Source organism: Bacteroidota bacterium (assembly GCA_039714315.1).
Lineage (GTDB): Bacteria > Bacteroidota > Bacteroidia > Flavobacteriales > JADGDT01 > JADGDT01.
Genome location: JBDLJM010000013.1, coordinates 1 through 23,655 on the forward strand (window position 1 = coordinate 1; position 23,655 = coordinate 23,655).

Annotated in this window: 18 protein-coding genes and 4 tRNA genes; 21 read left to right on the forward strand and 1 reads right to left on the reverse strand. The window is 36.7% G+C overall.

Annotated features, from left to right (window positions below):
- Positions 1 to 25 precede the first annotated feature (25 nt).
- Positions 26 to 808 (reverse strand): pyrroline-5-carboxylate reductase, encoded by a 783-nt coding sequence (proC, locus tag ABFR62_02835; GenBank protein ID MEN8137345.1) that lies wholly within the window; start codon positions 806 to 808, stop codon positions 26 to 28.
- 258 nt (positions 809 to 1,066) lie between these two features.
- Here proC and hcp point away from each other — a divergent pair, with 258 nt between their 5' ends.
- From hcp to ABFR62_02940, 21 genes are all read left to right on the forward strand, one after another.
- Positions 1,067 to 2,734, forward strand: coding sequence for a hydroxylamine reductase (gene hcp, locus ABFR62_02840; GenBank protein ID MEN8137346.1), 1,668 nt, complete (start codon positions 1,067 to 1,069; stop codon positions 2,732 to 2,734).
- 179 nt (positions 2,735 to 2,913) lie between these two features.
- Positions 2,914 to 4,698 carry an alanine/glycine:cation symporter family protein gene (locus tag ABFR62_02845; GenBank protein MEN8137347.1) on the forward strand — a complete coding sequence of 595 codons (1,785 nt, stop codon included), beginning with the start codon at positions 2,914 to 2,916 and terminating at the stop codon, positions 4,696 to 4,698.
- 662 nt (positions 4,699 to 5,360) lie between these two features.
- Positions 5,361 to 6,419 (forward strand): helix-hairpin-helix domain-containing protein, encoded by a 1,059-nt coding sequence (locus ABFR62_02850; GenBank protein ID MEN8137348.1) that lies wholly within the window; start codon positions 5,361 to 5,363, stop codon positions 6,417 to 6,419.
- A 48-nt stretch (positions 6,420 to 6,467) separates the two neighbouring features.
- Positions 6,468 to 7,613: an acyl-CoA dehydrogenase family protein gene (locus ABFR62_02855; GenBank protein MEN8137349.1), complete on the forward strand. Its 1,146-nt coding sequence runs from the start codon at positions 6,468 to 6,470 to the stop codon at positions 7,611 to 7,613.
- Between the two features lie 556 nt (positions 7,614 to 8,169).
- Positions 8,170 to 8,364 carry a 30S ribosomal protein S21 gene (gene rpsU / locus ABFR62_02860; GenBank protein ID MEN8137350.1) on the forward strand — a complete coding sequence of 65 codons (195 nt, stop codon included), beginning with the start codon at positions 8,170 to 8,172 and terminating at the stop codon, positions 8,362 to 8,364.
- Between the two features lie 354 nt (positions 8,365 to 8,718).
- Complete coding sequence (locus tag ABFR62_02865) at positions 8,719 to 9,609, forward strand: tyrosine-type recombinase/integrase (GenBank protein MEN8137351.1); 891 nt, start codon at positions 8,719 to 8,721, stop codon at positions 9,607 to 9,609.
- Positions 9,610 to 9,613: 4 nt separating this feature from the next.
- A complete protein-coding gene (locus ABFR62_02870) occupies positions 9,614 to 9,919 on the forward strand; it encodes an HPF/RaiA family ribosome-associated protein (protein ID MEN8137352.1) in 306 nt (101 codons plus the stop codon).
- A 155-nt stretch (positions 9,920 to 10,074) separates the two neighbouring features.
- Positions 10,075 to 10,157 (forward strand) — tRNA-Tyr (locus tag ABFR62_02875).
- Positions 10,158 to 10,400: 243 nt separating this feature from the next.
- Positions 10,401 to 10,473: transfer RNA gene (locus tag ABFR62_02880), tRNA-Gly, on the forward strand.
- Between the two features lie 68 nt (positions 10,474 to 10,541).
- A tRNA-Thr gene (locus tag ABFR62_02885) sits at positions 10,542 to 10,613 on the forward strand.
- A 66-nt stretch (positions 10,614 to 10,679) separates the two neighbouring features.
- Positions 10,680 to 11,864, forward strand: coding sequence for an elongation factor Tu (tuf, locus tag ABFR62_02890; GenBank protein ID MEN8137353.1), 1,185 nt, complete (start codon positions 10,680 to 10,682; stop codon positions 11,862 to 11,864).
- Positions 11,865 to 11,920: 56 nt separating this feature from the next.
- Positions 11,921 to 11,993: transfer RNA gene (locus tag ABFR62_02895), tRNA-Trp, on the forward strand.
- A gap of 17 nt (positions 11,994 to 12,010) precedes the next feature.
- Positions 12,011 to 12,202 (forward strand): preprotein translocase subunit SecE, encoded by a 192-nt coding sequence (locus tag ABFR62_02900; GenBank protein MEN8137354.1) that lies wholly within the window; start codon positions 12,011 to 12,013, stop codon positions 12,200 to 12,202.
- Between the two features lie 24 nt (positions 12,203 to 12,226).
- Complete coding sequence (gene nusG, locus ABFR62_02905; GenBank protein ID MEN8137355.1) at positions 12,227 to 12,775, forward strand: transcription termination/antitermination protein NusG; 549 nt, start codon at positions 12,227 to 12,229, stop codon at positions 12,773 to 12,775.
- A 79-nt stretch (positions 12,776 to 12,854) separates the two neighbouring features.
- Positions 12,855 to 13,295, forward strand: coding sequence for a 50S ribosomal protein L11 (gene rplK / locus ABFR62_02910; protein ID MEN8137356.1), 441 nt, complete (start codon positions 12,855 to 12,857; stop codon positions 13,293 to 13,295).
- An 18-nt stretch (positions 13,296 to 13,313) separates the two neighbouring features.
- On the forward strand, positions 13,314 to 14,006 hold the full coding sequence (gene rplA / locus ABFR62_02915; GenBank protein ID MEN8137357.1) for a 50S ribosomal protein L1: 693 nt from the start codon (positions 13,314 to 13,316) through the stop codon (positions 14,004 to 14,006).
- An 18-nt stretch (positions 14,007 to 14,024) separates the two neighbouring features.
- Complete coding sequence (gene rplJ / locus ABFR62_02920; GenBank protein ID MEN8137358.1) at positions 14,025 to 14,546, forward strand: 50S ribosomal protein L10; 522 nt, start codon at positions 14,025 to 14,027, stop codon at positions 14,544 to 14,546.
- Between the two features lie 70 nt (positions 14,547 to 14,616).
- Positions 14,617 to 14,991, forward strand: coding sequence for a 50S ribosomal protein L7/L12 (rplL, locus tag ABFR62_02925; GenBank protein ID MEN8137359.1), 375 nt, complete (start codon positions 14,617 to 14,619; stop codon positions 14,989 to 14,991).
- A gap of 118 nt (positions 14,992 to 15,109) precedes the next feature.
- Entirely contained in the window at positions 15,110 to 18,916 is a 3,807-nt protein-coding gene (gene rpoB, locus ABFR62_02930; protein ID MEN8137360.1) for a DNA-directed RNA polymerase subunit beta, read from the forward strand.
- Positions 18,917 to 18,986: 70 nt separating this feature from the next.
- Positions 18,987 to 23,279 (forward strand): DNA-directed RNA polymerase subunit beta', encoded by a 4,293-nt coding sequence (gene rpoC / locus ABFR62_02935; protein ID MEN8137361.1) that lies wholly within the window; start codon positions 18,987 to 18,989, stop codon positions 23,277 to 23,279.
- A gap of 5 nt (positions 23,280 to 23,284) precedes the next feature.
- Complete coding sequence (locus ABFR62_02940; GenBank protein MEN8137362.1) at positions 23,285 to 23,596, forward strand: DUF3467 domain-containing protein; 312 nt, start codon at positions 23,285 to 23,287, stop codon at positions 23,594 to 23,596.
- The last annotated feature ends 59 nt before the right edge of the window (positions 23,597 to 23,655 follow it).

Here is a 23,655-nt window from a genome sequence, read left to right on the forward strand (position 1 = left end):
TCTTTTGTCTTTTTCCTTCCTACTTCTACATCTTTTTCACCTTCTCAAACGAAGTAAGCAAACCTTTCACAAGTGCCGAACTGAAGCCCTGATGCTCCATTTCGTTAAGACCGCTGATAGTAACACCACGTGGAGTAGTTACTTTGTCAATTTCCTCTTCGGGGTGTGTGCCGTTTTGTAGAATTAGCTCACAGGCACCCTTTACTGTCTGTGCTGCTATATATTGTGAAACTCTCGAAGAGAATCCTATTTCAATACCTCCCTGGGTTGCCGCTCTTAAATATCTCAAAGCAAAAGCTATTCCGGATGCGCCAAATACTGTTGCTGCACCCATCATTTCCTCATCAATTTCTATGGTTTTACCAACCTGATCGAAAATTTCTTTAACTTTTTTGTTACTTTCTTCATCATGCTCACCCGCAATCATAGTAATTGATTCCTTTATTGCTACTGCTGTATTGGGCATCGCACGGTAAATTTTGGCGGTAGTATATTTTTTTATCGTACTAATCTCAGTTCCGGTAACTACCGAAATTACTACTTTATCGCTATTTAATTCGCCTTTAATTTCTTCTAATACTGCCTCAATCTTAAAAGGCTTTATCGCCAGAATAACTACGTCAGAATTTTTTACAGCCAATATGTTATCACTTGTAACAGTAACCGTTTCCGATCCTAAATCTTTTATTCGGTCAGCATTACGGCGGGTAATAAATATATTTTCAAATAATGGAATGTCAGAGCTGATTAGGCCGTTAAGTATTGACTTTCCAAGGTTTCCTCCTCCAATTATCGCTAAATTCTTCATGTTTTTTTAAATATTTAACCTGTTATAGCTAATCTTTAATACTGTTAAAAAATGAAAGGTAAAAGTATTTAAAAATCTTTATACGGCAAGTAAAATTGTCAAGATATAATGATATTGAAAGTTTAATTGTTTTTTTGAGTTATTTTATTTTTATGATAAAGGTCATGAAAATTTTATAATAAAAGACGAAATGGTCTTCTATATTTGCGTTCTTAAAATAATAAAAGATAAAAGAGTCTTAAATTAATATATTTGGAAATGGAGAACATGTTTTGTTACCAATGCCAGGAGGCAGCAAAAGGTACCGGATGTACAATTAAAGGTGTTTGTGGGAAAGATGCCGATGTAGCTAATCTACAGGATTTATTAGTATATACTACAAAAGGAATAGCAGTTTATAGTTCTGAGCTTCGCAAAAATGGAACTGATTTATCTGTTGCTAACGATTTTATAATAGAGTCGTTATTTATGACAATTACAAATGCAAATTTCGATAAAGAAGCATTTGTTAATAAAATAAAAGAAGGAGTTAAGCTTAGAGATGAATTAAAAGCGCAATTACCTTCAAACTTTACAGGTTTCTTATTTTCTCATGATGTTGTTTCATGGCAAGCTGAAAGTGAGACGCAAATGGAAGAAAAGGCAACAAAAATTGGGGTTCTTTCTACCGAAAATGAAGATGTTCGCTCGTTGCGTGAGTTAATAATTTACGGACTAAAAGGTCTTGCTGCTTATGTTTCGCACGCCGGAAAATTAAATTATAAAAACGAGGAGCTGTCTGCATTTTTAGAAAAAGCTCTTTTGGCTACAATTCAGGATTTATCTGTTGATGAGTTAGTTGCATTGACTCTTGAAACAGGTAAATATGGTGTTGATTCAATGGTATTGCTTGATTCTGCCAATACCGAATCATATGGACATCCTGAGGTAACCGAAGTAAATATAGGTGCAGGTTCAAGACCGGGTATTCTTATTTCGGGACACGACCTTAAAGATATTGAAGAGTTGTTGAAGCAGTCTGAAGGAAAAGGAGTAGATATTTACACTCACTCAGAGATGTTGCCGGCTCATTATTATCCTGCTTTCAAAAAGTACGATCATTTCTATGGAAACTACGGGAACGCATGGTGGCAACAGGATAAAGAGTTTAAGTCTTTCAACGGACCAATACTTATGACTACAAACTGTTTGGTTCCACCAAAGGATTCGTATGTTGACAGAGTTTATACAACCGGAGCAGTTGGATTTACCGGAGTTACTCATATTAAAGATAGGGTAGAAGGTGGTGAAAAAGATTTCTCAGGGATAATTGAGCACGCATTAAAATGTGAAGCTCCGGTCCAGATCGAGGAAGGTTCAATAGTTGGTGGTTTTGCACACAATCAGGTAAATGAGCTGGCTCCACAAATATTGGAAGCTGTAAATGCAGGAGCGGTTAAAAACTTCGTTGTAATGGCGGGTTGCGACGGTCGACAAAAAGGTAGAAATTATTACACCGATTTTGCTAACGAATTACCACAGGATTCAGTTGTTCTAACTGCCGGATGTGCTAAATTCCGTTATAATAAACTCGATATGGGTAATATCGGAGGAATACCGCGTGTATTAGATGCAGGGCAATGTAACGACAGTTATTCTTTGGTTGTAACAGCACTTACCCTTCAAAAAGCATTAGGATTAGATGATTTGAATGATTTACCTATAGCTTACAATATTGCATGGTACGAGCAAAAAGCAGTAATCGTATTGTTAGCCTTATTACACTTAGGAGTTAAAGATATTCATCTTGGGCCAACACTTCCTGCTTTCTTATCGCCAAATGTTGTAAATGTTTTGGTTGAGAATTTCGGAATTGCAGGAATCGGAGAGGTAAAAGAGGATATGAGTAAGTTTGGAATTATTTCTGACCAGCCTGTTTTGGTTTAAGAACAGGATTTTATTAATAATTCGAAGAGGTTATCTGTTTAGGTAGCCTCTTTTTTTGTTATAATTCAATAAAAAATACAAATTATTGATTTTCTTATTGGAAGATATGTAGTTTACTGCAGGATTATTTGTATTTATTACTTAGTTTTGAAAGATTAGCAAAACAATAAAATGCACCTATGAGTTTATCCAAAAAATTACTTTCTGTTTTAATAATATTATTGTCTTTTCAGGTATTGGTTTCTGCCGGAGAAAAGAAAGAATCAAATTTATCTGAAAAAATTAACAACCTTTTTGAGCCTGCAGTTGATGTAATGGTAAAGGTTATTTTTTGGGATCCTTTAGAGGCTGTTGGAATTTATGATCCTGTTATTTACAATGAAGAAGGAGAGGCTCAGGTTTCTTCGTATTTTACAGGTTTAGTGACTACAGATAAGGGTAGTAATATTGTAAAAGGATATAGAACTGAGTTTAATAATTTAGAAAGTGGACTGTCTGTTGTTATTGACGGAAAAATATATATCATTGAATCAGTAACTGATGCAAGAACCCTTAAACTCGAAAGAAATGCGGAGCACAGTCTCAGCGAAGTACCTTTCGCTTCTCCTCAAAAGCGACCATTTCCAATAGTTGTTTTATGGCTTATGTTCGGGGCTGTATTTTTTACTATAAAAATGAAGTTTATAAATTTCAGGGGAGTAAAACACACTTTGGAATTACTCCGAGGTAAATATGACGACCCTGATAAAGAAGTATCGAAAGAAGAGTTAACCAGAATACAGGCATTATCTACGGCCTTATCAGGAACTGTTGGTCTTGGTAATATTGCATCCGTGGCAGTAGCTATATCAATTGGTGGTCCCGGGGCTACATTTTGGATGATAGTAGCCGGTTTACTGGGTATGGCATCTAAGTTTACCGAAGTTACTCTTGGAGTAAAATATCGTGAAGTTGATGAAAATGGAGTGGTTTATGGAGGACCGATGTATTACCTTAAAAGTGGATTGGCCAAAAGGAATTTTGGAGTTTTAGGGAAGTTTCTGGCAGTAATGTTTGCTTTTTTGTTAATCGGTGCATCTCTTGGCGGGGGTAATATGTTTCAGGCCAATCAGGCTTATGCGCAGTTACAAAATTCATTTCCCCTATTGGCGGGACATGGAGCAGAGGTAGGAGTAATTCTGGCAATTATGGTTGGAGTTGTTATTATCGGTGGAGTAAAAAGTATAGCAAGAGTTACTGAACGAATTGTGCCTTTAATGGCAGGAATTTATATGTTTGCCGCCCTGATAATTATTTTGATTAATTATGATCAGATTATACCGTCAGTTCAACTTATTTTTGGAATGGCATTTACTGCCCCCGCTATAAAAGGTGGTATAGTAGGTGTTTTGATTGTCGGATTTCAACGCGCTGCATTTTCAAACGAAGCAGGAATAGGATCTTCGGCTATCGCTCACTCAGCTGCAAAAACTACTGAGCCCGTTTCCGAAGGATTTGTAGCATTGATCGAACCTTTTATCGATACTGTACTAATATGTACAATTACTGCTTTTGTGATAATTATTACCGGTCGCTACGAAGGCTATGAACTGCAGGGAGCCGAGCTCACATCAAGTGCATTCGGTAGTGCAATTTCATGGTTTCCGTACGTTCTAACAATCGCAATATTTCTTTTTGCATTTTCAACAATGATTTCCTGGTCGTATTACGGACTAAAAGCATGGACATATATTTTTGGTAAATCAAAAATTAATACCATGATATTTAAAGTTATTTACCTGCTGATGGTAGTTGTAGGATCCTCATCATCGCTGGGAGTGGTACTTACCTTCTCCGATATGATGATCCTGAGTATGGCCGTACCAAATATTATAGGACTGCTAATACTGTCATCAGAGGTTAAAGAAGATCTGAAAAGCTATTTGGCAAGGGTGAGATCAGGAGAGATTAAAAAGTTTAAATAGTGTTTTTTTGGCTGCCTTAACGCCTGCCTGCGTGATGTCTACCTGTCAATGCTGTTAGCCAGGCAGCCAGGCAGGGCTGTCCATTATACTCCTCGCACAAAAAGTATTTCTCAATACAACTGCGGGGGCTTCTGTTAGTCGCCTCCTCGTTTGTTTGATCAATAACTTTTTGTGCTGCGGGGTGCCATTTCCATCCCTGGCAGAGTTCACCCCTCCATCTCCCCATCCCTCTATTTATCAATCTAAATTCATCATTAACTTCGTTGAATCTTCGATTTCGTTAATCATTATTCGATATTGTTTTCAAGGCAATTAAGAACCTGTCTGGGATCAACCCAAAAATCTGGGGATTAATATTACAAGGCAAAAGAAAAAAGGCACCTGCGTGACTCAGTCAGGCAGGTGCCTTTTTTCTTTCTACTTTTGCCTTACTTTAATAGTAAATTATCCTAGGTTTTACTCTCCCCCAGAAAATGACGTTAATCCCCCGTCTGCTGCCAGGCAGGCAAGGAACATCGATTAACGATTTTTGATCTTTCAATTTTATCAAAACTTAGGATATTTAGGTGCCATTTCCATCCCCTCTATCTCATATTTATACCCGTTAAATTCGGAGTAGAGCCGACTTTTTCATATTTTTATATTAGCAAACCCCATGAAAAATGCAATTCAACAGAGCCCAACAGATAGGTTTAATGACTCTTATTGTGATAATAGCCGTTTTACAGTTTATTATTATAAAGGTCGACTTTTCAGTTTTTTACAATAAAAACAAAACTCAGGAAGAATTACTTTTAGCTGATTACTATAATAATAAGATAGATTCCCTGAGTGAGATTCACAGAAAAGAGACATCAGCCAGAAAATACTTCAAATTCAACCCTAATAAACTTTCATACAACTCATGGAAATACTTAGGGTTAAATACTCAACAGTTATACCTGTTGGATTCTTTTAGAGCTGAGAATATTTTCCATTCTTCCGGTCAGGTGAAGACCGTTTTAGAAATTGGTGATTCATTATATAATACAATAGATACATTGATGTACTTCCCAAAAGAATATATAGCGTATGATAAAATAAAGCTTCAAAACAAAATCGAATACAAATCCTTTAATCCAAATAATTTTGAGATTGACGATTGGAAGAGTTATGGGTTTTCTGAAAAGCAGTCAGAAGTAATCGTAAATTACGGAAAGCGAAAAGGTGGATATAAATCAAAAGAAGAGCTGAAAGAAGTATTTGTTATATCAGAAGAAAAATATAATAAAATGGAAGAATATATCTTGCTGCCGGATATAACGGTAGAAGAGGAGGAAGCAATATTGGATTTGAATCTTGCAGGCAGCAGCGACTTCAAAAAGATAGATGGTATTGGAGAAGTCTATTCCGTGATAATAGTAGAATACAGGGAAAAATTGGGAGGTTTTAAATATTATTATCAGTTAAACGAAATTAAAGGTTTGGATTCTTCAGTGATATCAGATATTAGAAAAACCTTTGGATTAAGCAAGGCTTATGAGCTTAGAAAGGTAAATATTAATACAGCCACAATAGAAGAGATTCAAAATCACCCATATATAAGTAACAGGCTTGCCAACGAAATAGTATACTTCAGAAATAATTTCAGAGCTTTTAAGTCTGTTGAAGAGATAAGAAATATTGAAGAAATCAGTGACTCATATTTCAATAAAATTCATTTATATTTGGAAGTTGATTAAATATACCTTAGCTATAATTTTAATAGCTTGTACCTTAATGATATAATAATGAATTTCGGAAAATCAGAAAGTCAAAAGATGATTGCAGATTCCATAAAAGAATTTGCAAAACAACATATACTACCTTTTCAGCGTCAATGGGACGACAATCAGGAATTTCCAATAGATCTGTTTCGCAAATTAGGCGAGATGGGATTTATGGGAGTATTAGTTCCTGAAGAATACGGAGGCTCGGGATTTGGCTATAACGAATATATAACAGTAGTTGATGAGTTAGGAAAGGCAGATCCATCAATTGGATTGTCGGTTGCTGCCCATAATTCGCTTTGTACAAATCACATTTTAACTTTTGGCAACGAAGAGCAAAAGAAAAAATGGTTGCCAAAATTAGCTACAGGCGAATGGATAGGAGCCTGGGGTTTGACCGAAGCAGGAACGGGATCTGATGCAGGGAACATGACCTGTACAGCCAGACTTGAAGGCGACGAATGGGTTATAAATGGAACAAAAAACTTTATCACTCACGGTAAAAGCGGAAATGTAGCTGTAGTTATGACCCGTACCGGTGAAAAAGGAGATAAAAGAGGAGCAACTGCTATTGTAGTGGAAAGAGGTACACCCGGATTTTCTGCAGGCAGGAAAGAAGATAAGCTTGGAATGCGCGCATCAGAAACTACCGAAATGATATTCGATAATGTTAGAGTTCCAAAAGAAAATGCACTTGGGAATATTGGAGATGGCTTTAAACAGGCTTTAACTATATTAGACGGCGGCAGGATTTCTATTGCGGCATTGTCATTAGGTGTTGCAAAGGGAGCTTACGAAGCATCTTTGCAGTATTCAAAAGAACGAGAGCAGTTTGGAAAACCTATTTCGGCATTTCAGGGTATTTCGTTTAAGCTTGCCGATATGGCTACCGAAATTGAAGCATCAGAATTGCTGACATATAAAGCTGCATGGGCTAAAGAAAACGGAGAGGCCAATACAACTGTACTTTGCGCAATGGCAAAAGGAATGGCTTCCGAAACCAGTGTGAAGGTGTCTTCAGAAGCAGTACAAATTCACGGAGGTTACGGTTATACAAAAGACTATCCGGTAGAAAGATATTACAGAGACTCTAAGCTAAATACAATAGGTGAAGGAACAACAGAGATACAGAAGTTTGTTATTTCGAGATTGTTGTTGAAGGGATAAAGTTGGTTGCTGGTTACTGGTTACCTTTTTCTTGCTTCTTTTATCTTTTATCTTTTATCTTTCCTGCCTGACTGAGTCACGCAGGCAGGTATCTTTTCTCTTGTTCCTACGCCCCGGATAGCAGCGATAGCTTTTATGAGTATAGATTTGTGAGCAAAGTATTGCAGTGGCTTTTGCGTCAGCTAAAGACCCCGCAATACTATTGAGAACAATCTTAGCGAATAAAACTACAAGCGGATAGCCGGAAATGGCGCAAAATAAATACTTTAACAGAATAAAGTTTCATCAATAAAAATATTTGCATTACTTTTGCAGCACTTTTTTAATAACAGTGCCGCAATTTTTTAGCGAGCCAAATGAGGGGAGGTTATAGTTACTAGAGTTTAGAGATAGAGATTTATTTAAAATATTAAAAATTAAGGGTGTGCAGTTTTGATTAATTGTAATCAATTTGTACTTTTGCACCCGCTTTTACAAAACTATAACGGGTTGTAGTACTGTTAAAGGCAAATAAATAAGAAAAAAATATTTAACAAATAATTTAAACAATAGTAAAATGCTAATTATTCCTATTAAAGAAGGAGAAGCTATAGACAGAGCTTTAAAACGTTTCAAAAGAAAATTCGACAGAACTGGTACAATGAAACAATTACGTTCTCGTAAACAATTCAATAAACCATCTGTAGTAAAAAGAAAGCAGAACCAAAAAGCTGTTTACGTTCAAGGTTTAAGAACTGCAGAAGAAAACTAGAAATCCGATTAAGATTGCTTTTATATTTAAGCAAAATCAGTAAAGGATTGCATCTGACAAATTGATGAAAATTATTTGCAGATGAATATATTCCATATAATATTATTAATGGCTGAGAAAATTTTTAAATTTACTCAGCCATTTTTTTGTGCGTAAAAATTTCTTTCTAGTCAATATCTGATCAAGTCAATTTTCTGGGGGGAGTAAAATATATTACAATAGTCAATAAAACCAAATTGAAATAAAACTTTTGCCTTTTACCTTTTTACTTTTACCTTGTAAAAAAAAATAATCCCAGATTTTTAGCTTGATCCATTTTTAACCTGATATGTTCTGTAAAACTCTGATACTTTTATGATAAATAAATTTCTCGATTACTTAAGCTACGAAAAACGATATTCGCAACATACTATAAAGGCCTATGAAAATGATTTGCGTGAATTTTACGATTATGCCGAAGTAATTCAAAATGAGAAAAATCCCCTGAAATTAAATTTTCAGCAATTGCGATACTATTTAGTATTCCTTCAGGATCAGAAATATTCGAATCGGACAGTTAACAGAAAGTTGAGCAGTATAAAGAGGTTTTATAAATATTTACTCAGCATTGATGAAATTTCAGATAATCCAACTGCAAAATTAACGTCATTGAAATATGAGAATAAAGTTTTAGTTCCATTTTCGAAGGATGAGATGACTGCCTTATTGGATAAAATTTATTTTGAAGATGATTTTGAAGGAGTGAGAGATAAATTGATAATAAATGTTTTTTACAATACCGGAATTCGGCTTAGTGAGCTGATTGGCTTACAGATTTCAAAAATTGATCATTCAAATTCTCAGATAAAAGTACTGGGTAAAAGAAATAAAGAACGAATAATACCGTTATCTAATAATCTGATGAGTGATGTAGAAGCTTATTTGAAGTTGAGGAATGATCTGCAATATGTTGAAAAAGAGGATGTGTTTTTTTTGACAAAAAATGGCAAACAAATATATCCTAGTCTTGTTTATGGTAAGATAAATTCTTACCTTAGTGAAGTAACTAAAAAGGTAAAAAAAAGTCCCCATATGATACGTCATACCTTTGCTACTCACATGATGGATGCTGGTGCAGATTTAAACTCAATCAAGGAGCTTTTGGGGCATACGAGCTTAGTAGCAACACAAGTTTATACGCATTCATCTCTAGGTAAATTAAAATCAATCGTTAACCACGCCCATCCTAGGGCAAAAAAAAAGTAAGCCTATGAAAGTTAAAGTGCAAGCAGTAGATTTTAAAGTTGATCAAAAGTTAATTGACTTTGTACAGAGGAAAATGGATAAGCTTGATCAGTTTTACGAAAAAATTATAGACGGAGTGGTGTACTTAAAGCTTGGGAGTAAGAGTGAACCGGAAAACAAAATTGCAGAAATTGGAGTGAAAGTTCCGGGAGATGAATTTATAGTTAAAAAACAATCTAAGAGCTTTGAAGAATCCGTAGATGCATGTGCCGATTCGCTAAGGAGAATGTTGAGAAAGAAGAATGAAAAAGTTAAAGCTCACGTAGCCTGATTTGTGGCTTGATAAAAAAGATTAATTAGGTTTTGGAGTTATAATAAAAGTTTATACATTTGCAGTCCGTAAAAAAGCGGGCTGCTTTTTTGTGGTTGGAGAAAAATGTCTTTTAATTAGGTGTTTTTCAAAATAAGAAAAAGTTCATTGAAAATGGGGAGATACTCAAGCGGCCAACGAGGACAGACTGTAACTCTGTTGTGATTTCACTTCGCAGGTTCGAATCCTGCTCTCCCCACCGTAATACAAGGAAAAAGTATAAAGGCAAAAGTCTAAAGTGTAATTCACTTTAAATTTTACACTTTGAACTTTTATCTTGAAATATGTGTGCGAGTGCAGCGAGTTTTGTTTTTAGAGATAATACCAAATATCACTGAGCGAAGCGTAGTAATCCTGCTCTCCCCACTAAAGAAGTATAAAGTATAAAGGCAAAAGTCTAAAGTGTAATTTACTTTGAACTTTAAACTTTAGACTTTAAAATGCGAGAGTAGCTCAGTTGGTAGAGCGTCAGCCTTCCAAGCTGAATGTCGCGAGTTCGAACCTCGTCTCTCGCTCAATAAATGTTTTGATGTATTTTTTTACAGCAAGCATAAAAAATAACAAGTTATTAAATACTTGTGTTGCCGATGTAGCTCAGGGGTAGAGCGTTTCCTTGGTAAGGAAGAGGCCACGGGTTCAAATCCCGTCGTTGGCTCAACATAAAGAATTTAGTAAATTGCTTTATATTAATTAAGACTAATAATTGTAATTTTTTAAAATCATGGCAAAGGAAACTTTCGATCGTTCCAAACCACACTTAAACATTGGTACAATTGGTCACGTTGACCACGGTAAAACTACTTTGACTGCTGCCATCACGAAAGTTTTGGCGGACAAAGGACTTTCTGAAGCAAAAGACTTCGATCAAATCGATAACGCTCCGGAAGAAAAAGAAAGAGGTATTACTATTAATACTGCACACGTTGAGTATCAAACAGCTAACCGTCACTACGCACACGTTGACTGTCCAGGTCACGCGGATTACGTAAAGAACATGGTAACTGGTGCTGCTCAAATGGATGGTGCTATTTTGGTAGTAGCTGCTACTGATGGACCAATGCCACAAACACGTGAGCACATCCTTTTAGGACGTCAGGTAGGTATTCCAAGAATCGTTGTATTCTTGAACAAAGTTGATATGGTTGATGATGAGGAACTTCTTGAACTAGTTGACATGGAAGTTCGTGAATTGTTATCATTCTACGAATATGATGGAGATAATGGTCCTGTAATTTCAGGTTCAGCTCTTGGAGCTCTTAACGGAGAAGAAAAATGGGTTGATTCTGTAATGGAATTAATGGAAGCTGTTGATTCTTGGATTGAAGAGCCAGTAAGAGATGTTGAAAAACCTTTCTTAATGCCGGTTGAGGATGTATTCTCTATTACCGGACGTGGTACTGTTGCCACAGGTCGTATCGAAACTGGTATAGCTCACACTGGTGATTCTGTTGATATTATCGGTATGGGAGCTGAAAAATTAACTTCTACAGTAACAGGAGTTGAGATGTTCCGTAAAATTCTTGATGAAGGACAAGCTGGTGATAACGTTGGTATCCTTTTAAGAGGTATTAACAAAGAAGATATCAAAAGAGGTATGGTAATCTGTAAGCCAGGTTCTGTAACTCCACACGATCACTTCAAAGCTGAGGTTTATATCCTTAAGAAAGAAGAAGGTGGTCGTCACACACCATTCCACAACAAATACCGTCCTCAGTTCTACGTACGTACAACTGATGTAACTGGAGAGATTGTTCTTCCAGAAGGTGTTGAAATGGTTATGCCTGGTGATAACTTAACTATTACAGTTAATCTTATCCAACCAATCGCATTAAACGTAGGTCTTCGTTTCGCTATCCGTGAAGGTGGACGTACTGTAGGTGCAGGTCAGGTAACTGAAATGCTATAATATATAGTATATAATATAAATAAGGAAGGTGTTCTCGGACACCTTCTTTATGAAATACGGGTGTAGCTCAGCTGGTAGAGCAGTGGTCTCCAAAACCAAAGGTCGTGAGTTCGATCCTTACCACCCGTGCAAAATCCAAAAAGAATATGGAACAGAAATCAAATTTTGTAAAAGAATCTTACCAAGAATTAGTTGAAAAAACTACTTGGCCAAAGTGGGATGATCTTCAATCTAACACTGTAACAGTTGCCGGAGCATCGGTATTGATAGCTCTAGCTATTTTTGCAGCAGATAAATTCTTTGAATTTAGTGTAGATTCTTATTTCCAAATTTTTTAATAATCGTTTTAGGTTATAACAAGTATGAGTGAATCGGTAAAGAAATGGTACGTAGTGCGTGCTGCCAGTGGTCAGGAAAATAAAGTTAAGCACTACATTGAACTTGAGATGAGTCGTGATCTTGGTGATTACGTTGAACAGGTTCTTGTGCCAACTGAAAAGGTTTACCAAATGCGTCAAGGCAAAAAAGTACAGAAGGAAAAAGTTTATTTTTCGGGTTATGTATTTGTCGAAGCAAATTTAGGAGGAGAGGTAGCCCATACTATTAAGTCGATACCCGGAGTAATTGGTTTTCTTAGCGAAACAAAAGGAGGAGATCCTGTTCCGTTGAGAAAAGCAGAGGTAAGACGAATGTTAGGTCAGGTTGATGAAATGGAAGAATTAAATCAAAATGTTAGTATTCCATACATCGTTGGCGAAACAATAAAAGTTGTTGATGGTCCTTTCAATGGTTTCAACGGAACTATTGAAAAGATACATGAAGAAAAGCGTAAGCTTGAAGTAATGGTTAAGATTTTCGGAAGAAAAACACCATTGGAGTTGAGCTATATGCAAGTAGAAAAAGTATCTTAATTATTATTAATTATAATATCTGATCGATATACATGATTGCTTCCACATTCGTATAAAGGTCAGAACAATTTGAAGTAAAATGGCAAAAGAAATTATCGGACTAATCAAGTTACAGATAAGAGGAGGTGCTGCAAATCCATCACCACCGGTTGGACCTGCTTTAGGTGCAAAGGGTGTGAACATTATGGAGTTTTGTAAGCAGTTCAACGCTCGTACGCAAGATAAGGCTGGGAAAGTATTGCCTGTTGCAATTACAGTTTATGGTGATAAATCATTCGATTTCGTTATCAAAACTCCACCTGCAGCAGTACAATTAATGGAAGCAGCTAAGATCAAGAAAGGTTCTCCTGAATCCAACAGAAACAAAGTAGGTAGTGTTACTTGGGATCAAATTAGAGCTATTGCAGAAGATAAAATGGCAGATTTGAATGCTTTTAAAGTAGAATCTGCGATGTTGATGGTAGCTGGAACGGCTCGTTCTATGGGTCTGACAGTAAAAGGTGAAGCTCCAACTAAATAATTAAACTTATTCTAAAAAATGGCTAAATTGACAAAAAAACAAAAAGAAGCTGTTGCTAAAGTAGAGAAGAATAAGCTTTATACTTTAGAAGAGGCTTCAGCATTAGTTAAAGAGATTACAAACGTAAACTTTGATGCTTCTGTTGACCTTGCTGTGAGACTTGGTGTTGACCCACGTAAAGCGAATCAGATGGTTCGTGGTGTAGTTACACTTCCACACGGAACAGGTAAAGACATAAAAGTATTAGCATTAGTTACTCCTGATAAGGAGGAAGAAGCTAAAGCTGCTGGTGCTGATTATGCAGGATTAGATGAATACCTTCAAAAAATTAAAGGTGGTTGGACTGATATTGATGTTATCATAACAATGCCTTCAATTATGGGTAAAATTGGACCATTAGGACGTGTATTAGGACCAAGAGGTCTAATGCCAAACCCTAAAACAGGTACTGTAACTATGGATATTGCTAAGGCAGTAACTGAAGTAAAAGCCGGTAAAATTGACTTTAGAGTTGATAAAACTGGTATTATCCACGCTGCAGTAGGTAAATCATCTTTCGAAGCTTCAAAGATAAAAGACAATGCTGAAGAGCTTGTTCAAACTTTGTTGAAATTGAAACCAACTGCTGCTAAAGGTACTTATATAAAGAGTATTTATATGTCAAGTACTATGAGTTTGGGTATTGCGATAGATCCAAAAAGTATTCAATAGTAGAAAAATTCTTATATCATGACAAGAAACGAAAAAAGTACAGTTATTGAGAATTTGACTACTTTGCTAAAAGAAAGCAATACTATATACTTAGCTGATATTTCTGCTATGGATGCAGAGTCAACTAGTGACTTACGTAGAGCTTGTTTCAAAGCAAACGTGAGTTTAGCAGTAGTCAAAAATACATTGCTTGCAAAAGCGATGGAAAACACTGAAAAGGATTTTGGAGATTTATCTTCAATCTTAAAAGGAAATACTTCTTTAATGATTTCAGAAGCTGGAAATGCTCCTGCTAAAGTTATCAAAGAATTCCGTAAAAAGAACGAAAAACCTATCCTTAAAGGTGCATATGTAGAAGAAGCAGTTTATGTTGGCGATGATCAACTGGATGCATTAGTAAATATCAAGTCTCGTGAAGAATTGATAGGTGATGTAATCACACTTCTTCAATCTCCTGCGAAAAATGTTATCTCAGCTCTTCAGAGTGGAGGTAGTAAACTTTCTGGAATTGTTAAGACTCTTTCAGAAAAAGCGGAGTAATCAAAAGTCGTATATTACGCAAATATATATTTAACTAAGTATTAATTACATTTTTTTAAAAACGATAGAAATGGCAGATTTGAAAGATTTTGCAGAACAATTAGTTAACCTAACAGTAAAAGAAGTTAACGAATTAGCTGAAATATTAAAAGAAGAGTACGGAATTGAGCCTGCTGCTGCTGCAGTAGCTGTTGCTGGTCCTGCTGCTGGTGCTGAAGGTGCTGCTGAAGAGAAAACTGAATTTGACGTTATCTTGAAAGCTGCTGGTGGTTCAAAACTAAAAGTTGTTAAAGCTGTTAAAGAATTAGCTGGTTTAGGTCTTAAAGAAGCTAAAGAATTAGTTGACGGTGCTCCAACTGCAGTTAAAGAAGGAATCGCTAAAGATGAAGCAGAAGCTCTTAAAGCTCAATTAGAGGAAGTAGGTGCTGAAGTTGAGCTTAAGTAAGCTCATCCATAAAATTTAGATAAAGGTTTAGGTCATCACGCAGGACGCGTGATTGACCTAAACCCTTTTGCGTATATTATTTTTTTGTTAGTAATTTCAAAATTCTAGTCCATTGGCATTGACAAATAATACCGGAAGAATCAGTTTTGCGTCAATTAAGGATCAATTAGAATATCCTGATTTTCTTGATATTCAGATTAAATCCTTCATGGATTTCTTTCAATTAGAAACCAAAGGTGACGACAGAGGTGATGAGGGATTGTTCAGAACGTTTTCTGAAAACTTTCCAATTACAGACACAAGAAATCAATTTGTTTTAGAATTTATTGATTATTTTGTTGATCCACCTCGATACTCTATCTCAGAGTGTATCGATAGAGGTTTAACTTATAGTGTTCCTCTAAAATCGAGGATGAAACTGTATTGTACTGATCCCGAACACGAAGACTTTGAGACAATAGTTCAAGATGTTTATTTAGGTACAATTCCTTATATGACACCTAGTGGTACATTCGTTATCAACGGTGCCGAAAGGGTGGTTGTTTCTCAGTTACACCGTTCACCTGGTGTATTCTTTGGTCAGTCATTTCACGCTAATGGTACTAAATTGTACTCTGCGCGTATTATTCCATTTAAAGGTTCCTGGATCGAGTTTGCTACAGACATTAACAGTGTTATGTATGCCTATATCGACCGTAAAAAGAAGTTGCCTTTAACAACTCTACTTCGTGCAATAGGTTACGAGAGAGATAAAGATATTCTTGAAATATTTGACCTTGCAGAGGAGGTTAAAGTTTCAAAATCAGGACTTAAAAAGGTTATGGGGCGTACCCTGGCTGCCAGAGTTCTGAACAGTTGGCATGAAGATTTCGTTGATGAGGATACAGGAGAAGTTGTATCTATTGAGCGTAACGAAATTGTTCTTGACCGTGATACTGTATTGGAAAAAGAACATATTGAAGAGATATTGGATTCAGGTGTAAAGACTATTTTGCTTCATAAGCAAGATCTTTCTATTGATTACGCTATTATTTACAATACACTTCAAAAAGATCCGACAAACTCTGAAAAAGAGGCTGTTGAACATATTTATCGTCAATTACGTAACGCTGAACCGCCGGATGAAGAAACAGCCCGTGGTATTATAGACAAGCTTTTCTTTAGTGAGACTCGTTATAGTCTTGGTGAAGTTGGTCGTTACAGAATTAACAAGAAGTTAGGTCTTGATATCGATCTTACTCAACAGGTATTGACTAAGCATGATATTATCACTATCATTAAGTATTTGATAGAGCTTATCAATTCAAAAGCTGAGATCGATGATATTGACCACTTGTCAAACCGTCGTGTACGTACAGTTGGAGAGCAGATGTCAAACCAATTTGGTGTTGGTTTAGCGCGTATGGCTCGTACAATTCGTGAAAGAATGAATGTTCGTGATAACGAAGTGTTTACTCCGGTTGATCTTATCAACGCAAAAACACTTTCATCAGTAATTAATTCTTTCTTCGGAACAAACCAGCTTTCTCAGTTTATGGATCAAACAAATCCATTGGCAGAGATTACACACAAACGTAGATTATCAGCATTAGGACCTGGTGGACTTTCTCGTGAGAGAGCAGGATTCGAGGTTCGTGATGTTCATTATACTCATTATGGACGTCTTTGTCCGATTGAGACACCTGAAGGACCAAACATTGGTCTTATCTCTTCTCTTTGTGTTTATGCTAAAGTAAACAGAATGGGATTCATCGAAACACCTTATCGTGAAGTTGTTGAAGGTAAAGTTGATTTTGAGAAAGTTCCTGTATATTTAAGTGCAGAGGAAGAAGAAGAAAAAACAATTGCTCAGGCAAATGCAGTTGTTGATGAAGGAGGTAATTTCCTTAGCGACAGGATTAAATCTCGTGAAGAAGGTGATTTACCGATCGTAGATTCTTCGAAGCTTGATTATATGGATGTTGCGCCAAACCAAATTGCATCGATTTCAGCCTCATTAATTCCATTCCTGGAACACGATGATGCCAACCGTGCATTGATGGGATCTAACATGATGCGTCAGGCTGTACCATTATTAAGTCCTGAAGCTCCGATTGTAGGAACAGGTTTGGAAAAACGTGTTGCTAAAGATTCGCGTGTTCTTATCAACGCCGAAGGAGATGGTGTAGTAGAAAAAGTTGATGCAAAGGAAATTGTAGTTAAATATGATAGAGGAGAAGATCAAGTATTGGTGAGCTTCGATTCTGATTATGTAACTTATCCATTGATAAAATTCCGTAGAACCAACCAGGGTACAAATATAAACCTTAAGCCTATTGTTAAAAAAGGTCAACGTGTTGAGTTAGGAGAAGTACTTTGTGAGGGGTATGCTACAGAACAAGGAGAGCTGGCTTTAGGTAGAAACCTTAGAGTTGCCTTCATGCCTTGGAAAGGGTATAACTTCGAGGATGCTATTGTGATTTCTGAGCGAGTTGTTCGTGAAGATATTTTCACATCTATCCATATCGATGAGTTTAGTTTAGAAGTACGTGATACTAAGTTAGGTGCCGAAGAACTTACAAATGATATTCCAAACGTAAGTGAGGAAGCTACAAAAGACCTTGACGAAAATGGAATTATTCGTATTGGTGCTGAAGTAGGACCTGGGGATATCTTAATTGGTAAAATTACTCCTAAAGGAGAATCAGATCCTTCGCCGGAAGAGAAACTGTTGAGAGCTATCTTTGGTGATAAAGCAGGCGATGTTAAGGATGCATCTTTAAAAGCATCTCCATCATTACACGGGGTAGTTATCGATAAGAAATTATTCTCAAGAAGTGTAAAAGATAAGAAAACGAGAGTTCAGGATAAGGAGGAAATCGAAAAGCTTGAAATGGAGTTTGCCACTAAACTAGAGTTGTTAAGAGGTAAATTAATCGAAAAGCTTCACATTTTAGTTACAGGAAAAACTTCACAGGGTGTAATGAATGACCTTAATGAAATTGTTATTCCTAAAGGAACTAAATTCACTCTAAAGTTATTGAATAATTTAGAGGATTTCCAACACCTGGTAAATGGTAAATGGACAACTGAAGATGAGAAAAATAAACTTATCTCTATTTTGATCCATAACTATAAGATAAAAGTTCAGGATTTACAAGGTACATTACGTCGTCAGAAATTCACTATTTCTGTTGGAGATGAATTACCTGCAGGTATTCTGAAACTTGCTAAAGTTTATGTAGCTAAGAAACGTAAACTAAAAGTTGGTGATAAGATGGCGGGACGTCACGGAAACAAGGGTATTGTAGCCCGTATAGTTCGTGATGAGGATATGCCATTCCTTGAAGATGGAACACCTGTTGATATTGTATTGAATCCACTAGGGGTACCATCGCGTATGAACCTTGGTCAGATTTATGAAACTGTTCTTGGATGGGCAGGTCATAACTTAGGTCAAACATATGCTACTCCGATCTTTGATGGAGCTTCAATAGACGAGATCAACGAGTTGACCGAAAAGGCCGGAGTTCCAAAATATGGTACAGTTCACCTGTACGATGGAGGAACAGGAAAACGTTTCGATCAGCCGGCTACAGTGGGTATTGTGTATATGATTAAGTTGGGACACATGATTGACGACAAAATGCACGCTCGTTCAATTGGACCATACTCATTGATTACACAGCAACCACTTGGAGGTAAGGCTCAGTTTGGAGGTCAGCGTTTTGGAGAAATGGAAGTTTGGGCTCTTGAAGCTTATGGAGCATCAAATATTCTTCGCGAGATACTTACAGTAAAATCTGATGATGTTGTTGGTAGGGCAAAATCTTACGAGTCTATCGTTAAAGGTGATGCAATGCCGGAACCGGGAATCCCTGAATCATTCAACGTATTGTTGCATGAACTTAGAGGTTTAGGATTAAGCATTACACTTACTGAGTAGTTGAACTTTAGGCTTCGGCCTAAAGTCTCTGTTTTTTTAGAATAAGTATTAATCAATTACCATAACAGACATGGCATTGAGAAATAAGGATAATAAAGCCCAAAGTAGATTTAACAAAATCACTATTAGTTTAGCTTCTCCGGAGTCACTTTTGGAGCAGTCAAGAGGTGAGGTGTTAAAGCCAGAAACTATTAACTATCGTACTCATAAACCGGAACGTGACGGTCTTTTTTGTGAGCGCATTTTCGGTCCTGTAAAAGATTATGAGTGTGCCTGTGGAAAATATAAGCGTATCCGTTATAAGGGTATTGTATGTGATAGATGTGGGGTAGAGGTAACTGAGAAAAAAGTTAGACGTGATCGTGTTGGTCATATTAATTTAGTTGTGCCGGTTGCTCATATTTGGTATTTCAGATCACTACCAAATAAAATAGGTTACCTTCTTGGATTACCTTCCAAAAAGCTTGATATGATTATTTACTACGAACGTTACGTAGTAATTCAACCAGGTATAGCTTTAAATCCTGAGGGTGAGCCACTTCAAAAATTAGATTATTTAACCGAAGAAGAATATCTTGATATCGAAGATACTCTTCCTGAGGATAACTATTATATGGAAGAAGATAATCCGGATAAATTCATCGCAAAAATGGGAGCAGAGGCTCTTATTGAATTGTTGCGAAGAATTAATTTGGATGAGTTGTCATTCCAATTACGCGATAAAGCACATAACGAAACTTCTAAACAACGTAAAGCTGAAGCTCTTAAACGTCTTCAGGTTGTGGAAGCTTTAAGAGATGCAAATACTCGTATCGAGAACCGTCCTGAATGGATGATTATGAAAGTAGTTCCGGTTATTCCACCAGAATTACGTCCATTAGTTCCGTTAGATGGAGGTCGTTTTGCTACATCTGACCTGAATGATCTTTATCGTCGTGTAATCATCAGAAACAACCGTCTTAAGAGATTAATTGAGATTAAGGCTCCTGAAGTAATTTTACGTAATGAGAAACGTATGCTTCAAGAATCGGTTGATTCATTATTTGATAATACACGTAAAGCATCAGCAGTAAAAACTGAAGCAAACAGAGCGTTGAAATCACTTTCTGATTCGTTGAAAGGTAAGCAGGGACGTTTCCGTCAAAACTTACTTGGTAAACGTGTTGATTACTCTGCGCGTTCGGTAATTATTGTTGGTCCTGAATTGAAATTATCCGAGTGTGGTATTCCTAAGGGAATGGCAGCGGAATTATATAAACCGTTTATTATTCGTAAGCTTATTGAGCGCGGTGTTGTAAAAACCGTAAAATCAGCTAAACGAATCATTGATAAGCGTGAGCCAATTGTTTGGGATATTCTTGAAAACGTATTGAAAGGACATCCTGTACTACTTAACCGTGCTCCAACTCTTCACCGTTTGGGTATTCAGGCTTTCCAACCAAAACTTATTGAAGGAAAAGCTATACAGTTACACCCTCTTGCATGTACGGCCTTTAACGCCGATTTCGATGGTGACCAGATGGCGGTACACTTACCATTAGGACCTGAGGCTATTTTAGAGGCTCAAATGTTGATGTTAGGGTCTCATAATATTCTTAACCCTGCAAATGGTGCACCTATTACTGTACCATCTCAGGATATGGTATTGGGACTTTATTATATGACTAAAGTCCGTAAATCTACTGAATCGTATAAGGTAAAAGGTGAAAACCTGACTTTCTACTCAGAAGAAGATGTAAATATTGCGTATAACGAAGGTAAGGTTGAGTTAAATGCACCAATTAAGGTTAAATTAGATGTTTACGAAAATGGACAAGCAGTAAACAAAATGATTGAGACTTCGGTTGGTCGTGTATTGTTCAACGAAAAAGTACCATTTAAGGCGGGATATATCAACGACGTAATGACTAAGAAAGCTTTACGTGACGTGATTATGAAAGTTCTTAAAGTTACTGATGTTCCTACAACGTCTGATTTCCTTGATGATATTAAAAATCTTGGTTATTCTAATGCCTTTACAGGTGGACTATCTTTTAGTTTGGGTGATATTATTATCCCGGCCGAAAAGGATTCAATGGTTAAGGGAGCAAACGCACAGGTTGACGGTATTTTAGGTAACTATAACATGGGACTTATTACCAACAACGAACGTTATAATCAGGTTATTGATGTTTGGACTTCTACAAATGCTGAATTGACCGAATTGGCTATGAAGCGTTTAACAGAGGACAATGATGGATTCAACTCAGTATTTATGATGCTTGATTCCGGAGCCCGTGGTTCGAAAGAGCAGATTCGTCAGCTTTCTGGAATGCGTGGTTTGATGGCAAAACCTCAAAAATCAGGAGCATCAGGAGGAGAAATTATTGAAAATCCGATTGTTGCCAACTTTAAAGAAGGACTGTCAATTCTTGAGTACTTTATTTCTACTCACGGTGCCCGTAAGGGACTTGCCGATACAGCCTTGAAAACTGCCGATGCGGGTTACTTAACTCGTCGTTTGGTTGATGTTTCTCAGGATGTAATTGTAAGAGAAGTAGATTGTGGTACATTAAGAGGGGTAGAAGTTACTCCACTTAAGAAAAATGATGAAATAGTAGAGGATTTAGCTGAGCGTATACTTGGTCGTGTTTCTCTACATGATATATATAATCCGCTTACGGATGAATTACTTATTGCTTCGGGAGAACAAATTACTGAGGAAATTGCAGACAAAATTCAGGAGTCTCCAATTGAAATGGTTGAAGTTCGTTCACCACTTACATGTGAAGCTAAGAGAGGTATTTGTGCTAAGTGTTACGGACGAAATCTTGCAACCGGAAAAATGGTTCAAAAAGGTGAAGCCGTTGGAGTTATTGCAGCTCAGTCAATTGGTGAGCCGGGTACACAGCTTACACTTCGTACTTTCCACCAGGGGGGTACTGCCAGTAACGTACTTGATGAATCAACTTTGTTCGCGAAGTTTGCAGGTAAGTTTGTTGTAGATGAAGTAAGAACTGTTGAGGGTGAAGACTTTGAAGGAAATCCTGCAACAGTTATCATTTCGCGTACTGCAGAAATGAAATTAGTTGATCCGGAATCAGGATTAACACTTATGACAGCAAACCTTCCTTACGGATCGAATATGTTTATTAAGAATGGAGATGTTCTTGAAAAAGGAGATAAGATCTGTCAATGGGATCCATATAATGCCGTAATTATTGCGGAAACTGCCGGAGATATTATTTACGAAAATATTGTTCAGGGAGTTACTTATCAGGTTGAAATTGATGAGCAAACCGGTTTCCAGGAAAAGGTAATTTCAGAATCGAGAAATAAAAAGATTATTCCAACAATTGCTATTACTGATAAGTCTGGCAATGCTGTTAAATCTTATAACTTACCGGTAGGAGCGCATATTATCGCTGACGAAGGCGAGAAGATTTCAGCTGGTAAAATTCTTGTAAAGATACCGAGAAAGTCTGCTAAGGCAGGGGATATTACAGGAGGTCTTCCTCGTGTAACTGAGCTTTTCGAAGCGCGTAACCCATCTAACCCGGCAGTAGTTTCCGAAATTGATGGTATTGTTTCTTATGGTAAGATTAAACGTGGTAACCGTGAGATTATTATCGAAACAAAAGCCGGAGATATTAAGAAATATCTTGTAAAACTTTCTAACCAGATCTTAGTTCAGGAAAATGACTATGTAAAAGCAGGTATGTCTTTATCTGATGGAGCTATTACTCCTATCGATATTCTTAGAATTAAAGGACCTTCTGCTGTTCAACAGTATTTGGTAAATGAAGTTCAGGAAGTTTATCGTCTACAGGGTGTGAAGATTAACGACAAACACTTTGAGGTTGTTGTTCGTCAGATGATGAGAAAAGTTAAGATTGTAGATCCGGGAGATACTATCTTCCTTGAAGCTCAACTTGCTCATAAAAACGACTTTATTGAAGTGAATGATGAAATTTACGGTAAGAAAGTTGTTGAAGATGCCGGTGAATCTGAAAACTTAAAAGTAGGTCAGATAATTACAGCTCGTGATCTGCGTGAAGAAAATTCAATCTTACGTAGAGCTGATAAAGCACTTGTAACTGTTCGTGATGCGGTGCCGGCAACGGCTGAACCTGTACTTCAGGGTATTACAAGAGCATCGCTTCAGACTAAGTCATTTATCTCTGCTGCATCGTTCCAGGAAACTACAAAAGTATTGAACGAAGCTGCTGTAAATGGTAAGGAAGATAACCTGATGGGTCTTAAAGAAAATGTAATTGTTGGTCATAAGATTCCTGCCGGAACCGGATTAAGAGAGTACGATAATATTATCGTTGGTTCTAAGGATGAGTATGATGCCATGATTATGATGAAAGGAGGACTTTAATAGTTATGAGTGATCAGAAAAAGAAAGAAGGACAATTAAATATTGAGTTGAGTGAAGAAGTTGCTGATGGAACTTATTCTAATCTTGCAATAATCAACCATTCAGTATCAGAATTTGTTGTTGACTTTATAAATGTGATGCCTGGAGTGCCTAAGGCTAAGGTTAAATCAAGAATTGTTTTAACTCCTCAGCACGCCAAAAGATTGATGAAAGCATTAGCAGATAATGTTACTCGTTTCGAAAAGGCTCATGGAGAAATTAAAGATTATGAGCAACCTCCGATTCCGATGAATTTCGGACCGACAGGTGAAGCATAAATAATAAATGAAAATCCCGACTTTTTAGTCGGGATTTTTTTATACAAAAAAAATCCTGA

Coding starts and splice junctions, on each gene's coding strand:
- proC (MEN8137345.1), bottom strand. CDS start 808: ATGAAGAATTTAGCGATAATTGGAGGAGGAAACCTTGGAAAGTCAATA.
- hcp (MEN8137346.1), top strand. CDS start 1,067: ATGGAGAACATGTTTTGTTACCAATGCCAGGAGGCAGCAAAAGGTACC.
- ABFR62_02845 (MEN8137347.1), top strand. CDS start 2,914: ATGAGTTTATCCAAAAAATTACTTTCTGTTTTAATAATATTATTGTCT.
- ABFR62_02850 (MEN8137348.1), top strand. CDS start 5,361: ATGCAATTCAACAGAGCCCAACAGATAGGTTTAATGACTCTTATTGTG.
- ABFR62_02855 (MEN8137349.1), top strand. CDS start 6,468: ATGAATTTCGGAAAATCAGAAAGTCAAAAGATGATTGCAGATTCCATA.
- rpsU (MEN8137350.1), top strand. CDS start 8,170: ATGCTAATTATTCCTATTAAAGAAGGAGAAGCTATAGACAGAGCTTTA.
- ABFR62_02865 (MEN8137351.1), top strand. CDS start 8,719: ATGATAAATAAATTTCTCGATTACTTAAGCTACGAAAAACGATATTCG.
- ABFR62_02870 (MEN8137352.1), top strand. CDS start 9,614: ATGAAAGTTAAAGTGCAAGCAGTAGATTTTAAAGTTGATCAAAAGTTA.
- tuf (MEN8137353.1), top strand. CDS start 10,680: ATGGCAAAGGAAACTTTCGATCGTTCCAAACCACACTTAAACATTGGT.
- ABFR62_02900 (MEN8137354.1), top strand. CDS start 12,011: ATGGAACAGAAATCAAATTTTGTAAAAGAATCTTACCAAGAATTAGTT.
- nusG (MEN8137355.1), top strand. CDS start 12,227: ATGAGTGAATCGGTAAAGAAATGGTACGTAGTGCGTGCTGCCAGTGGT.
- rplK (MEN8137356.1), top strand. CDS start 12,855: ATGGCAAAAGAAATTATCGGACTAATCAAGTTACAGATAAGAGGAGGT.
- rplA (MEN8137357.1), top strand. CDS start 13,314: ATGGCTAAATTGACAAAAAAACAAAAAGAAGCTGTTGCTAAAGTAGAG.
- rplJ (MEN8137358.1), top strand. CDS start 14,025: ATGACAAGAAACGAAAAAAGTACAGTTATTGAGAATTTGACTACTTTG.
- rplL (MEN8137359.1), top strand. CDS start 14,617: ATGGCAGATTTGAAAGATTTTGCAGAACAATTAGTTAACCTAACAGTA.
- rpoC (MEN8137361.1), top strand. CDS start 18,987: ATGGCATTGAGAAATAAGGATAATAAAGCCCAAAGTAGATTTAACAAA.
- ABFR62_02940 (MEN8137362.1), top strand. CDS start 23,285: ATGAGTGATCAGAAAAAGAAAGAAGGACAATTAAATATTGAGTTGAGT.